Genomic DNA, 13142 nt, shown 5'->3' on the forward strand with positions numbered 1-13142 from the left:
GTGGGCACGAGCACCTCGCTGTTGCCCATCCTTCGAGACGCGCGCCGGTGCGCGCTCCTCAGGATGAGGTAAGTGCTTGGATGGCTTCAATTCATTTCCGGCCAGGCTCTCAGGATGAGGTGGTGCATCAATCCCGGTAGTTCGCGGCCCGCTTCTGCAGGTTGGACATGATGGCTTCGAGCTGGTTGGGCGAGCCGATCAGCGTCTGCTGCTCGACCGATTCCATCATCAGGCCGGAGGCGGCATCGGTCGCGACGGCTGCGTTCAGGAGGCGCTTGTTGGCGCGGATGGCATCGGGGCTCTTGGAGGCGATCTCGCGCGCCGTTTCCAGCGCCGCCGCCCGCGGGTCGTCGACCACGCGAGTCACGAACCCCATCTCGCGCGCCTCGGTGCCGTTGAAGATGCGGCCCGTGTAGGTGAGTTCGCGCACAACGTCCTCGCGCGCCAGATGGCGCATCAGCTGCGTGCCGGCGAGGTCGGGCACGAGGCCCCACTTGATCTCCATTACCGAGAAGCGCGCGTCCGGCGTGGCGTAGCGGATGTCCGGTCCCAGGGCGATCTGGAAGCCGCCGCCGAAGGCCACGCCATGCACGGCGGCGATCACCGGCACCGGCAGCTCGCGCCACAGCCAGGCGCATTGCTGCGGCCGGTTGGCAATGCCGTGGGTGCGCGTAGTGAGATCGCGCACGCCCGGCACCGCGTCGCCTTCTGCCTTCATGGCCGCGAAGCTGCCCATGTCGAGGCCGGCGCAGAAGGCCTTGCCCTCGCCCGAGAGCACGACGCAGCGCAGCCCCGGCATGGCTGCGAGCTTCGCGCCCGCCTCGATGATGCCCTCGAACATCGCGGGATCGAGCGCGTTCATCTTGTCGGCGCGGATCAGGCGGACGTCGGCCACGCCGTCCTTCAGATCGATCGAGACGCGGTCCTTCATTTTTCACCCTCCGATTTCATCCATTCGCGCAGACGACGCTTCACTTCCTCGGGGTCCACGCGTCGGGGCGGCTCGAGGCTGCCGTCGGCGCTCTTGGGCCACATCATCACCGCGATGCCGCGCTGCACATCGGCAAAGCTGCAATCGTCCGGCAGCCGGTCGAGCAGCGCCCGGACCTGATCCTTCACAGTGCTCATCGCGTCACCATCAGCCAGATGCCCTGCCCTATGTAGACCGCGCCGAGCGCCAGGATCACCCGTCGGGTCCAGTGGTAGAACTGCTTGTCCGACATACGGTCGAGGAAGCTGCGCGACAAGGTGGTCCCGATCACCGCGAAGACGGCGGCGTAGCCCATGACCAGCCACTGTTCCAGTTCGCGGCCGGCCGGTCCTTCGATCACCATGGCGAAGTAGAGCACCTTCGTGAGATGGCCCAGCACCTGCGCAGCGGCCTTGGTGGCCACGTTGACCTGCCGCGTCATGCCCGTCCGGACGTAGAAGATATCGAGCAGCGGGCCGGTCACGCCCGAGACAAGCTGGATGGCTCCCCCGATCGCGCCCGCGAGAAAGGCCTGGCCGCCGCGCTCGATGTTGGGGGCGATGCGCTGCGGCACCGCGAGCGCAATGAACGGCGTCGCGCCGACCGCCATCAACACCAGCGCCTTGTCGGGTACGAAATCGAAGAAGGAGAACACGACCAGCGAGGCCATGGCGCCGGCGCCGAACTGCAGCACGACGTTCCAGTTGACGTGATGGCGCCACAGCCAGGCGCGCCAGCCGTTGGCCGCGATCTGGATGACGCCATGGAACACCATGGCGACCGGCACCGGCAGCAGGAGCAGCAGGAAGCCGATCAGAAGCATCCCGCCCGCCATGCCGAAGATGCCGGAGACGAACGAGGTCACGACGGCAACGACCGCGAGCGCCGCCAGGACGGGAAGCGAGAACATCGGCAGTGGGCGTAGCGCAGCGTGCAGACCGTGTCGAGGATGGGCTAGGGTGCCGGCCATGACCGACACAGATCTTCTCTTCACCCCGGCCGTGCAGGCCGCCGCCCTCATACGCCGTAAGAAGCTTTCGCCCGTCGAATATCTCGATGCTGTGCTGAAAGCCGCCGAGCGGGCCAATCCTCGCATCAACTGCTTCCGCGAGGTCATGGTCGACCGGGCGCGACGCGACGCGAAGAAGGCGGAGGAGGCCGTCACACGCGGTGAACGCCTAGGGCCGCTGCACGGAATCCCGATCAGCGTGAAGGATCTGGTCGATGTCGAAGGCGCGCCGACCCGCCACGGCTCGGCGATCTTCGAAGGCAACGGCCCGGCCGCCGCTGACGATCTGCTGGTGCAGCGCCTGCGGGCCGCCGGCGCGGTCATCTTCGCCAAGGCGACCACGCCTGAGTTCGGCGTCAAGGGCCTGACCGACGGCCCGTTCGGCGTGACCCGCAACCCGTGGAACCTCGAACGTACGCCGGGCGGATCCAGCGGCGGCGGCGCGGCGGCGGTGGCCGCGGGCCTCGGCCCCCTGTCGCTCGGCACCGACGGTGCGGGCTCGGTACGCGGCCCCGCCTCCTGCTCGGGCCTGGTCGGCCTCAAGCCGACCCTGGGCGCAGTGCCCTACGACACGACGCGCGACGCCTACGGCAACAACATCTATGCCGGCCCCCTGGCGCGCTCCGTCACCGACGCCGCGATCATGCATTCGGTGCTGGTCGGCCCCAGCGACAAGGATCCGTGGACCCTGTCGGGTCCTTCACAGAAGCCGCTCTCCCCGAAGCTGGCGGGCAGCGACCTGGCCGGCGTCCGCATCGGCTACATCGAGCGCACGGCCAACCCCCGCGTGGCCGCCGACGTGCGCGACAACACCCGCGCCTCGCTCGCGGCCTGGGAGGCGATGGGCGTCGAGATCGAGGAGGTCACCGAGAAGATCGACTGGATCGAATACGAAGGCCGGGTGCTCTACCAGGCGAACTTCGCCGTCTTCTGCGCGCAGTATCTGCCAAAGTGGCAGAACCAGATGGACCCGGTGACGCTCGCCTTCATGGAGCGTGGCGCCAAATTCACACTGGCGGACTTCCGCAATGCGCAGTTCGCCCGCACGGCCTTGTTCCGCAAGATCCAGTCGCTGTTCGATCGTTACGACTTCCTGGTGATGCCGACCAACGCCCGCACCGCGCTCGACGTGACGCACGACGCGGCCAACGACGAGGTCATGATCGACGGCGTGAAGTGCGGCATCACCCGGCAGGGATGGACCTCCTACCAGTATCCCTTCAACCTGACCGGCCACCCCGCCTGCGCCTACCCGTCCGGCTTCGGCACGGACGGGCTGCCGACTTCGGTACAGGTCGTCGGCAAGTGGGGAGCGGAGACCGACGTGCTGCGCATGGGCGCCCTGCTCGAAGGCGCACGTCCGTGGGCGCAACATCGCCCGCCAGCGGCCTGATCAGTCGAAGGCGAGCCGCGGCAACCACAGCGCCATGTCCTGCCAGTAGATCAGCAGGACGGTCATCAGCAGCATGGTGATGAAGAAGGGCACGGTGCCGCGGAACACCTCGGCGATCGAGCCCTCGCCGCGCACCGCTTGGATGACGTAGAGCGTCATGCCAACGGGCGGGCTGATCAGGCTGATCTCGCACATCAGCACGAGAAACACGCCGAACCAGACCGGATCGATGCCGGCCGCCTTGATCAGGGGGAACACTAGCGGCAGCGTACCGACCATCATCGGCAGCGTCTCGAAGAAGGTGCCGAGGATGACGTAGAAGGCGAACAGTACCCAGATCAGGGTGATGGCATCGAGCTTCATCCCCGCCACATAGGTCGTCAGGGCTCCGGTTGCGCCGAGCAGGCCCAGCACGAAATTCATGGCGAAAGCACCGGCCAGGATCAGCATCGAGAGCGCGGTCAGGTTCACCGTCGAGAGGAAGGCGTCGTGCAGCATCCTGATCGTCAGCCGGCGGTAGAATGCGGCGATCGGCAGGGCCGCTACCACGGCCAGGGCTGCCGCCTCCGTCGGTGTCGCCCAGCCGAGATAGATCGAACCCATGATGACGATGAAGATCAGCGACGGTGCGACGAGGCCGCTCAGCCGCGCGAGGCGGACCGGGAGTGGGTCGACGACCGGCTCACGCGGCGCGATCGCGGGATTGCGGATCGCCAGCACGACGATGCACAGCATGAACATCAGAGTGAGGATCGCGCCGGGCACCACGCCGGCGGCATAGAGCCGGGCGACCGAGGTATTGGTCAGCACGCCGTAGATGATGAAGCCGATGCCGGGCGGGATCAGGTTGCCGAGCGACCCGCCGGCGGCGATCGATCCCAGTACCATCGGCGTGCTGTACTTGCGCGTCTTGAACGACGGCAGCGCCACGGTGGCGATAGTCGCTGCGGTCGCAACCGAGGAGCCCGACACGGCCGAGAACAGCGCCGAGGAGGCGACATTGGTGTGCAGCAGGCCGCCCGGCAGCGGATTGAGCCAGTCCGACAGGGAGCGGTACATTTGGTCGGTGGAACCGCAGCGCACCAGGATCTCGCCCAGCAGGATGAACAGCGGCAGCGCCAGCAGCAGCGAATCGTTCATCGATTCGAAGTAGACGACGCCCAGCGCATTGATGGCCGGCATGCCGAAATAGAGCCCGGCGCCGATCGCCCCCACGGCGAACATCACCGTGGCGATGTGCAGCCCGAGCGCCATCAGGCCCAGCATCAGGATGAAGCCCAGGGCAACGCCGCCCGCGTCCATCATGGCCGGACCTCCGGTCCTTCTTCGGAAAGACGTGTCTCGAGCTGACTCACCTCCGTGCGCACCTCCTCCTCGAGCGAGGCGGGCCCGTAGAGCTGGTCGAGCAGGCCGCGGTCACGGAACAGCAGACCGACAGCGTGCGCCGCGGCGATGCCCGTCGTCAGCGCGAACAGCGCCAGCCCCGCGAACCAGAAGGCCTGCGGAATCCAGAGCGGCGTCTGCAGCGGCGTGTTGGCCGGCTTGCCGCTCTCGAAGTTCGCGGCGAGTTCGCTCCAGCCGCGCCACGCGCAGAACAGCGCCATGCTGGCGAGCGTCAGCATGGCCAGCAGGTTGAGGAGCGTCCGCGCCAGCGGCGGCACGTAGGGAAAGAGCAGCGTGATGCGCATGTGCGAGCGCGTCACGAAGGCCCAGCAAAAGCCGCCGGCGCTGGTGATAGCCAGCACATAGCCGCTGATCTCGTCGACGCCGCGCAGCGAGAAGCCAAACCAGCGGCGGGCGACGATCTCGAACACCGTGAGGAACGAGATCGCCATCAGGATCCAGCCGCAGATGATCGCGGCCGATCGTGCGAGCGGCGTGACCGCCGCGACGGGATTGAACACGCGGAGTACGGTCTACGGCGCCGCGACCAGGCCGGTCATCTTGCCGACCGTATCCGTCCACGTCTTGGCGCATTCCGCGCCGCAGCGCTTGGCCCAGCGCTTCAGCGCCACGTCGTTGAGCGCCGCCTCACGCGCCTTCACGTCGGCATCGCTGGGCTTGATGCGCACGACCTTGCCAGGCTTGCCCTCGCTGCAGGTACCGCCCTCGCCGCTGACGCAGATCAGACCCATCTCGACCTCGTCGCCGATGGTCTTCCAAGCGCCGTCCTCGAAGGCCTTCATCTCCTTGGTGAAGAACTCCTTGGTGGGCGCGCTCATCTTGTTCCACGAGGCTTCGCTTACCGCGGTGTAGATGATGGTGAAGCCGACCGGCATCTCGAGCACGCTGGTGACGACCTCGTGCCAGCCCGCCTTGTAGGCCGGCATCGTGCCGGTAATGCCGCAATCGACGGTGCCACGCTGCAACGCCGGCACGACCTCGCCGAACGGGATGGTGACGGCGGTGGCGCCGAGCCCTTCCACCAGGTCGCCCTGACTGACGCCCTGCACGCGGATCTTCTTGCCCTTGAGGTCGGCGACGCTCTTGATCTGCGGGGCGCACCAGATCATCTGCGTCGGGAAGGTGTACCAGTTCAGGATCTTGGCGCCGTATTTCGGGCCCATAATCTTGTCGATTTGCGGTCCCCAGACCTCGGTGATCTTGCGCGCCGTCGCCATGTCCTTGGCGACACCCGCGATATCCACTCCCTCGAGCATGGCGTCCTCGGCGACGTAAATCGGCAGCGCGTGCGCGAAGTCGAACAGGCCGAGCTTCAGCAGCCGCATCACCTCGGTGCCCTTGAGATTGAGCTCCGTGGTCGACTGCGCCGTGGCGGTGATCTGTCCCTTCGAATCCTTGACGACCTGCTCGGACCAGAAGGGCTTCTCGACCTTGATCCAGTTGCTGAGATTGCCGAAGCTGCCAACGACCTTGAAGCTCTGCTTGGGCAGATCCTGCGCCTGCACGCCTGTACCGGCGACCATCATCAGTGCTGCGGCCAGGGCAGCCGCAATTCCCGTCTTCACCATCGGTTATCCCTCCCCCTTGGAATTTGCACGCATCGTATTCACCGAGCCTTTGCGCCGCAATGGCCGTTCTTCTAGGCTCGCGGCAAATCAAACGGGAGGAACCTCATGCGTCCGATAGCGATTGCCGGCGCCCTTTTGGGCATTGCCCTAGGGGCGGGAACAGGCCAGGCGCAGGCCCCGGCCTTCGACAAGCCCATCAAGATCATGGCGCCCTATGCGCCGGGCGGGAACATCGACGTCACCGCCCGCATCATTGCCGACAAGCTGCGAGAGGTGACGGGCACCACCGTCATCGTCGAGAACAAGGCCGGTGCCAGCGGCATGATCGGCAGCGACATCGTCGCCCGCTCGGCGCCCGACGGGACCAGCCTGCTGGTCTCGGCCAACTCGCTGGTCGCGGTGCCCGCCATCTACGGCAACGCGCCCTACGACTGGCGCACCGCCTTCACGCCTATCACGCACATCCAGCGCGTACCGGCCGTCCTCGTCGTGCCGCCCAGCTCGCCGATCAAGACGCTGGCCGACTTCATCGCCCTGGGCAAGGACGGCAAGTTCGCCGTCGCCGATTCCGGCGTCGGCACCACCAACCATCTCGCCATCGAACTGATCGGCGAGGCCACCGGCACCAAGTACACCCTGGTCCACTACAAGGGATCGGGCGCGGCCATGATCGACGTCATGGCGGGCCAGGTGCCGGCCCAGGTCGACCAGCTTAACGCCGCCATCGGCAACATAAAGTCGGGCAAGCTGCGCGCCATCGCCATCACCTCAGACAAGCGCGTGCCGCAGCTTCCCGACGTTCCGACCTTCAAGGAAAGCGGTGTTAAGGGCCTCGAGAACTTCACCTTCGCGACCTTCACCGGCCTGTTCGGCCCGGCCAAGATGCCGCCGGAGATCGTGGCGAAACTCAACGAGGCGATGGTCAAGGTGCTCAAGGATCCCGCCGTCGTCGCGCGCTTCGCCGAACTCACCGCCGAGGCCTATCCGACCACGCCGCAGGAAACCGCGGCGATGTTCGACGCCGAGGACAAGATGGTCGTCCCCCTCATCAAGAAGCTGCAGATCAAACCGGAGTAACCCGTTCGATGTCCTTCATGCCCGCCGCCGTCACGCCGATCGTACTGTTGCTGATCTCGAACGTCTTCATGACATTCGCCTGGTACGGGCACCTGAAGTTCACCGACAAGCCGTTGTGGCTGGTGGTGGTGGCGAGCTGGGGCATCGCCTTCGTCGAATACTGCTTCGCCGTCCCGGCCAACCGGTACGGCCATGCGATCTACTCAGCCGCGGAACTCAAGACCATGCAGGAGGTGATCACGCTCACCGTCTTCGCCGCCTTCTCGGTGCTTTACCTCGGCGAACGCATCACCTCGAACCATCTGGTCGGCTTCGCCCTGATCTGCGGCGGCGCCTTCTTCATCTTCAAGGGTCCGCTGCCTTCCTGGTGAAATCAGGGTCCTGCGGCGGGATGGAACGGCGCGTCGCTGCGTAGCCTCTTCAGGGAGAACGACGACTGAACCAGATCCGACCCGGACGACGACTGGAATTCGGGCTGCTCGCAGCAGTCCTCGTCCTCGCGTCCGGGCTGCGCCTCTGGGATCTTTCCGCCAACGGCTTCGGCAACGAATACTACGCCGCCGGCGTGCGCAGCATGCTGCAGGGGCCCGGTCTATTCTTCTACAATGCATTCGATCCGGCCGGGCTGGTCTCGCTCGACAAACCACCGCTCGCCTTCTGGATCCAGACGGCCTTCGCGGCCGTGCTGGGCTACAGCGGCTGGTCGATCCACCTGCCGCAGGCGTTGGCCGGCACGACCTCGGTGGCCCTGCTTTACTTCCTGCTGCGCAAGCCGTTCGGCCGGACAGTGGCGTCGATCGCGGCTTTCCTGCTGGCCTTGTCGCCCATCGCCGTCGCGGTCGACCGCTCCAACAACACCGATGCCTGGCTGGTCCTGTTCCTGCTGATCGCGGCCTGGCTCGCGCTCAGGGGACGTGGCCTGTCACTGGTGTTCGCGATGGTGGCCCTGGGCTTCGCCTTCAACGTCAAGATGCTGGCCGCCCTTGTCTGCGGGCCGGCACTGCTGGCGGGCTGGTGGCTTTCCAGCCCGCTCGACTGGCCTCGCCGCCTCGGGTGGATGTTCATTGCCGGACTGGCGCTGGCGATCGTCGCCCTGTCATGGGCGGTCGTGTTCGACCTGACTCCGGAACGGCTGCGACCGCAGGCCGGCAGCAGCAGGAGCGGCTCGATGCTCGAGCTGATCGTCGGACACAACGGAATCGAGCGCTTCGTACGCGATCGACAGCCCGCGCGGACAGCGCCCCCGGCGCAGACACCGCAGCAGACCTCCGGCCCGATGGCCTACGACGCCGTGCCCGTCGGGCCGTTGCGTCTCGCCACGCCGATGCTGGCGGCACAGTTCGCCTGGGCGCTGCCCTTCGCGCTGCTCGGCGCCGTTCTGGCCTGGCGGCGGCGTCGCGCCCCTGTCGCGCTGTGGGCCGGATGGGCCCTGACCTACGGCATCGTCTACAGCGCCGCCGGCGGTATCTTCCACATCTACTATCTCGCGACGCTCGCCCCGCCCCTGGCCGCGCTGGCAGCCATCGGCGGCGTCGAACTCTGGCGGCGCGGCGCGGCTGCCCTCGCCCTCGGCGTAGCCGCGACGGCTCTCTGGCAAGCCTACCTCACGGGGACGACGCTCGGCTGGACCGCGACCTGGATCGGTTTCCCCGCGGTCGCGCTGCTCGCGGCGGCGGCGGCGGCGTGGCGCGACCGTCGGCTGACGGCGCTGATCGGGGTGGTCGCGCTCATCGTCCTGCCGACGGCCTGGGCGCTCAGCCCGGTCTTCTCGCCCGGCAATCTCACGCTGCCCTCGGCCAGTCTGCCGCGCTGGCTGGGCTTGGACGACGGGCGCGGTCCCATCCTGTCCCGCACGCACCGCTCGCAGGCCCATGATCCCAAGCTGCGATCATTCCTCGAAGCCCAGCGCGGCACCGCGAAGTTCCTGGCCGCCACATCCAATGCGCTGCTGGCCTCTCCGCTCATCATCCACAGCGGCCAGCCCGTGCTGCCCTTCGGCGGCTATCTGGGCAACGACCCGATCATGAGCCTCGATGCCTTCGCCGAGCGGGTGAAGCGCGGTGAGGTACGATACGTTCTGCTGTGGCCGGGACGCCGGCCGGCTGACTTCGATGCCTGGGTGCGAGGGCGCGGAACGGCCGTCGATCCGGCACTGTGGCGCTCCCTGCAAGCCGAGCCGCGTCGCGCGATCGCACTCTACGATCTCGCGCCCGGCAGTCGCTGATCTACTCGGCCGGCTGGCCGGCTCTCTGCAGGATTGCCTGCTTGGCCCGCTCGCCGGCGCGGCGGTTGCGGCGCTTGATCCACCACATCAGGAACCCGGTGACGGCAAAGACCGGAATAATCACGCCGGATACGAACACCAGGAACTTGTACACGCCCCCCAGACCGATGCCGTAGTGCAGCGCGCGCTGCCACGCGATGATCTTCTCGCCGGTCGACATGGCCTGCGGATCGAACACGTCGACCACGGTCCGGCGGTAGGGATCGATGATCACCGTGATCACCGGCGCACCCTCCTCGTGGCCGGGCCGGATGAGACCGACACGCATCGCCTGGTCGGGACGGACCGACAGGAAGGCGTTGAGGAAGCGAGTGCCGGGAACGCGCGACCGCGCGAGTTCGATGGCTTCGTCGACTTCCATCGGAGTGGCCCCGCGCATCGGCTCGACGCGTGCCTGGAACATCGCCGCGCGCATGTCGCGACCCGGCCAGACCGTGTTCACCGCTGCCGAAATCTGCTGCGGGAAGGCGAGATAGACGCCGGTGAAGTTCACCAACATGAAGATCACGAGGCTCCAGATGCCAACCGCGCCATGCAGCTCGCGGTTCAGGCGCAGGCCCTTGGCCTTGCGGCGCACCATGAAGGCCGCTTTCCACTGGCCGGCCCTGGGCCACCAGAGATAGAGGCCGGAGCAACCCAGCACGAGCATCGCCACGCCGAGCCAGCCGACGATCTCGCGGCCGACGCCGCCCGGGATGAAGATATGGCCGTGCAGGTCGTGGAAGAAGCGCACCCAGCCGGTCATCGCCTGCTGCGTCTGGAGGACTTGCAGCGACACGGGATCGATCAGGATCTGGAGGCTGCCGGCGAACGGGCTCTGCGTCGGCACTCGGCCTTGGGCCGGTGAACCGGAGGGGCCCGGCTGCGGCGCGGCCCCGGGTGCTGCCACCTGGCCACCTTGACTGCCTTGGCCGCCACCGCGGAACTGGGGCCGCTCGCCCGCCATGCCGGGCCGTGACAGTCGTACGGCTGCCGGCTCGCCGACCTCGATGGGCCACCGCACCGCAATCGGGACACGGCCGGGCTCGGCGTTCGCAGCCTTCGCGGCCTCGATGAGTTTACCGGCCGACTGCCATGCGCCGGCCGTCTTCACTTCCGGTTCGCCCTGCCCCAGCAGGTGCTCGATGTCGTGGGCGTAGACCAGCACTGCACCCGTGATCCCCATCATCACCAGCGGCAGAAGGAGGATGAGACCGACCCAGAGATGGAGCTGCTGCAGCCAGTAGCGGAAGGTGCGCCGCTGCGGTTTCGGACCCTCGGACATCGCTACCCTCCCCCGAACGCCACGGCGATCCGGTACGTGAGGAAGGCCGCCACGTACGCCAGCGCCAACATGTAGAAGAACGTGACCCAGAGCCAACGCCAGCCGCCGGTCTCGCGGCGGATGACGGCGAGGGTCGACGCGCACTGCGGCGCGAACACGTACCAGGCAAGGAAGGCCAGCGCCGTGGCGAGGCTCCATTGGGAACTCAGGGCCTGGGCGATCTTGTCGGTCGCTTCCTCGCCGCCGCTGATCGCGTAGATCGTCCCCAGCGACCCGACCGCGACTTCGCGGGCCGCCATGCCGGGGATCAGCGCGACGTTGATCTGCCAGTTGAAGCCCAGCGGCTCGGTCAGCGGCTGGATGGCGGTGCCGATCCGGGCGGCGAGGCTGTAGTTGATCGCCGGCTCTGTCGCGCCCTCGGGCGGCTGCGGGAACGAGGCCAGCGCCCAGATCAGGATCATCATCGACAGGATCGTGGTGCCGGCGCGCTTCAGGAAGATCGTGGCGCGCGTCCACAGGCCGATGGCCAGGCTCTTCGGCTGCGGCAGCTTGTAGTCGGGCAGTTCGAGCATGAACGGCTCGCCGGGCTGGCCGCGCCAGATCAGCCGCTTGACCACGAACGACACGGCGAGTGCGCTCGCGATGCCCACCGTATAGAGGCCGAACATCACCAGCCCCTGCAGGCCGACGAAGCCCCAGACCTCGCGGTCGGGAATGAAAGCGCCGATGATCAGCGTATAGACCGGGATACGCGCCGAGCAGGTCATCAGCGGCGCCACCAGGATGGTGGTGAGCCGGTCGCGCCGGTCGTCGATCACGCGCGTCGACATGATGCCCGGGATGGCGCAGGCGAAGGACGAAAGCAGTGGGATGAAGGCGCGGCCGTGCAGCCCCGCGCCGCCCATGATGCGATCCATCAGGAACGCCGCGCGCGCCATGTAGCCCAGATCCTCCAGCAGGAGGATGAAGAAGAACAGGATGACGATCTGCGGCAGGAACACGATCACGCTGCCGACGCCGCCGATCAGCCCGTCCTTGAGAAAGCTCTTCAGGAGATCGGGGAGCGGCAGCCGCTCGACGAGACCGCCGAGGAAATGGAAGCAGGCCTCGATCGCATCCATGCCTGGCTGCGCCCAGGCGAAGACCGCCTGGAACATCACGAACAGGATGGCGAGCAGGATGACCAAGCCGGCGACCGGGTGCAGCAGCACGGCATCGGCCCGCGCGGTGAGGCTGTCGCGGCCGCCCTGGCCCTTCACGACGGCGGCGAGGATGCGATCGGCCTCGCGCTGGGCGCTGCGCAGCGCGGCTGCGTCGGGCGCGGTCCAGACAGTCCGGGTGGCGCCTTCCGCGGCGACGAGGCGACGATCGACCTCAGCCAGCAGCGCATCCGTGCCGCCGCGGCGCACGGCGACGGATGTCACCACCGGCAGGCCCAGCTGCTCGGCCAGCTTGTCGGTGTCGATCTCGATGCCGCGTCGGCGCGCGATGTCCATCATGTTGAGCGACAGCATGACCGGCCGCCCGACCTGCTTGAGTTCGAGGACGAGCCGAAGCGCCAGGCGCAGGTTCGAGGCGTCGGCGACGCACACGATGAGGTCGGGGATCACGTCGTTCTGGGTCCGCCCCAGGACGACGTCGCGCGTCACCTCCTCGTCGGGCGAACGCGCACGCAGCGAATAGGTGCCCGGCAGGTCGACGATGCGTACGGCGCGGCCGGCCGGCGTGGTCAACGGGCCCACCTTCTTCTCGACCGTGACGCCGGGATAGTTGGCGACCTTCTGCCGGCTGCCTGTCAGGGAATTGAACAGCGCGGTCTTGCCGCAATTGGGATTGCCGACCAGCGCGACGACGGGCACGGCGGTCGGGGACGAAGCGGTCACGTCAGGATCCCGCCTCGACGAGGACGGCCATCGCCTCGCGGCGGCGGAGCCCGATCGTCGTATGCGCGACGCGCACGGCGATGGGATCCCTGCCGAACAGGCCCTCGTGCAGGACCTCGACATCGGCCCCTTCGACGAAGCCGAGCTCGATCAGGCGACGTTCCAGTTCGGGTGCCGGCATGCCCGCGGCGACGCGTCCCGCGACGATGGCCTGTATGCGGCCGCGGAAGCCCACGCGGGCCTTGCCAAGTGCTATGGTTGATTGGCTGCTCATTGAGAGTAATTCGTAG

The 13142-nt window shown here is 67.3% G+C and carries 13 protein-coding genes; 4 read left to right on the plus strand and 9 right to left on the minus strand.

What is annotated here, in order from left to right; all coding sequences use genetic code 11:
* Positions 1–127: 127 nt before the first annotated feature.
* The 3 genes from LJ725_RS27695 to LJ725_RS27705 are packed head-to-tail and all read right to left on the minus strand — an operon-like array spanning position 128 to position 1880.
* Complete coding sequence (locus tag LJ725_RS27695; protein WP_230554202.1) at positions 128–931, minus strand: crotonase/enoyl-CoA hydratase family protein; 804 nt, start codon at positions 929–931, stop codon at positions 128–130.
* Positions 928–1128: a hypothetical protein gene (locus LJ725_RS27700; protein WP_230554203.1), complete on the minus strand. Its 201-nt coding sequence runs from the start codon at positions 1126–1128 to the stop codon at positions 928–930. The genes LJ725_RS27695 and LJ725_RS27700 overlap by 4 nt, the downstream gene beginning before the upstream one ends.
* Entirely contained in the window at positions 1125–1880 is a 756-nt protein-coding gene (locus LJ725_RS27705) for a TSUP family transporter (protein WP_230554204.1), read from the minus strand. Before LJ725_RS27705 ends, LJ725_RS27700 begins: the two co-directional genes overlap by 4 nt.
* 58 nt (positions 1881–1938) lie before the next feature.
* Between LJ725_RS27705 and LJ725_RS27710 the strand changes: the two genes are divergently transcribed.
* Positions 1939–3372, plus strand: coding sequence for an amidase (locus tag LJ725_RS27710; RefSeq protein WP_230554205.1), 1434 nt, complete (start codon positions 1939–1941; stop codon positions 3370–3372).
* Here the strand turns inward: LJ725_RS27710 and LJ725_RS27715 are convergent, their stop codons facing one another.
* The 3 genes from LJ725_RS27715 to LJ725_RS27725 are packed head-to-tail and all read right to left on the minus strand — an operon-like array spanning position 3373 to position 6344.
* Entirely contained in the window at positions 3373–4677 is a 1305-nt protein-coding gene (locus LJ725_RS27715) for a TRAP transporter large permease (protein ID WP_230554206.1), read from the minus strand.
* Positions 4674–5276 carry a TRAP transporter small permease subunit gene (locus LJ725_RS27720; RefSeq protein ID WP_230554207.1) on the minus strand — a complete coding sequence of 201 codons (603 nt, stop codon included), beginning with the start codon at positions 5274–5276 and terminating at the stop codon, positions 4674–4676. The genes LJ725_RS27715 and LJ725_RS27720 overlap by 4 nt, the downstream gene beginning before the upstream one ends.
* Positions 5277–5288: 12 nt before the next feature.
* Positions 5289–6344, minus strand: a complete 1056-nt coding sequence (locus LJ725_RS27725) for a TRAP transporter substrate-binding protein (RefSeq protein ID WP_230554208.1) — start codon at positions 6342–6344, stop codon at positions 5289–5291.
* Positions 6345–6449: 105 nt separating this feature from the next.
* Here LJ725_RS27725 and LJ725_RS27730 point away from each other — a divergent pair, with 105 nt between their 5' ends.
* The 3 genes from LJ725_RS27730 (at position 6450) to LJ725_RS27740 (ending at position 9645) form a co-directional block, all read left to right on the plus strand.
* On the plus strand, positions 6450–7421 hold the full coding sequence (locus tag LJ725_RS27730; RefSeq protein ID WP_230554209.1) for a Bug family tripartite tricarboxylate transporter substrate binding protein: 972 nt from the start codon (positions 6450–6452) through the stop codon (positions 7419–7421).
* An 8-nt stretch (positions 7422–7429) separates the two neighbouring features.
* Positions 7430–7792, plus strand: coding sequence for a DMT family protein (locus LJ725_RS27735; RefSeq protein WP_408015778.1), 363 nt, complete (start codon positions 7430–7432; stop codon positions 7790–7792).
* Between the two features lie 137 nt (positions 7793–7929).
* A complete protein-coding gene (locus LJ725_RS27740) occupies positions 7930–9645 on the plus strand; it encodes a glycosyltransferase family 39 protein (RefSeq protein WP_329958403.1) in 1716 nt (571 codons plus the stop codon).
* A 1-nt stretch (position 9646) separates the two neighbouring features.
* Here LJ725_RS27740 and LJ725_RS27745 read toward each other — a convergent pair whose 3' ends face one another.
* The 3 genes from LJ725_RS27745 to LJ725_RS27755 are packed head-to-tail and all read right to left on the minus strand — an operon-like array spanning position 9647 to position 13126.
* Positions 9647–10969: a PepSY-associated TM helix domain-containing protein gene (locus LJ725_RS27745; RefSeq protein WP_230554211.1), complete on the minus strand. Its 1323-nt coding sequence runs from the start codon at positions 10967–10969 to the stop codon at positions 9647–9649.
* A gap of 2 nt (positions 10970–10971) precedes the next feature.
* Complete coding sequence (feoB, locus tag LJ725_RS27750; protein ID WP_230554212.1) at positions 10972–12852, minus strand: ferrous iron transport protein B; 1881 nt, start codon at positions 12850–12852, stop codon at positions 10972–10974.
* 1 nt (position 12853) lies between these two features.
* Positions 12854–13126, minus strand: a complete 273-nt coding sequence (locus LJ725_RS27755) for a FeoA family protein (protein WP_230554213.1) — start codon at positions 13124–13126, stop codon at positions 12854–12856.
* Between the last annotated feature and the right edge of the window lie 16 nt (positions 13127–13142).

The sequence above is a fragment of the Reyranella aquatilis genome (genome assembly GCF_020880995.1).
Lineage (GTDB): Bacteria > Pseudomonadota > Alphaproteobacteria > Reyranellales > Reyranellaceae > Reyranella > Reyranella aquatilis.

Bases quoted from the DNA above. Each gene is read 5' to 3' on its own strand.
- LJ725_RS27695 (WP_230554202.1), bottom strand. From the start codon at position 931: ATGAAGGACCGCGTCTCGATCGATCTGAAGGACGGCGTGGCCGACGTC.
- LJ725_RS27700 (WP_230554203.1), bottom strand. From the start codon at position 1,128: ATGAGCACTGTGAAGGATCAGGTCCGGGCGCTGCTCGACCGGCTGCCG.
- LJ725_RS27705 (WP_230554204.1), bottom strand. From the start codon at position 1,880: ATGTTCTCGCTTCCCGTCCTGGCGGCGCTCGCGGTCGTTGCCGTCGTG.
- LJ725_RS27710 (WP_230554205.1), top strand. From the start codon at position 1,939: ATGACCGACACAGATCTTCTCTTCACCCCGGCCGTGCAGGCCGCCGCC.
- LJ725_RS27715 (WP_230554206.1), bottom strand. From the start codon at position 4,677: ATGATGGACGCGGGCGGCGTTGCCCTGGGCTTCATCCTGATGCTGGGC.
- LJ725_RS27725 (WP_230554208.1), bottom strand. From the start codon at position 6,344: ATGGTGAAGACGGGAATTGCGGCTGCCCTGGCCGCAGCACTGATGATG.
- LJ725_RS27730 (WP_230554209.1), top strand. From the start codon at position 6,450: ATGCGTCCGATAGCGATTGCCGGCGCCCTTTTGGGCATTGCCCTAGGG.
- LJ725_RS27735 (WP_408015778.1), top strand. From the start codon at position 7,430: ATGTCCTTCATGCCCGCCGCCGTCACGCCGATCGTACTGTTGCTGATC.
- LJ725_RS27745 (WP_230554211.1), bottom strand. From the start codon at position 10,969: ATGTCCGAGGGTCCGAAACCGCAGCGGCGCACCTTCCGCTACTGGCTG.
- LJ725_RS27755 (WP_230554213.1), bottom strand. From the start codon at position 13,126: ATGAGCAGCCAATCAACCATAGCACTTGGCAAGGCCCGCGTGGGCTTC.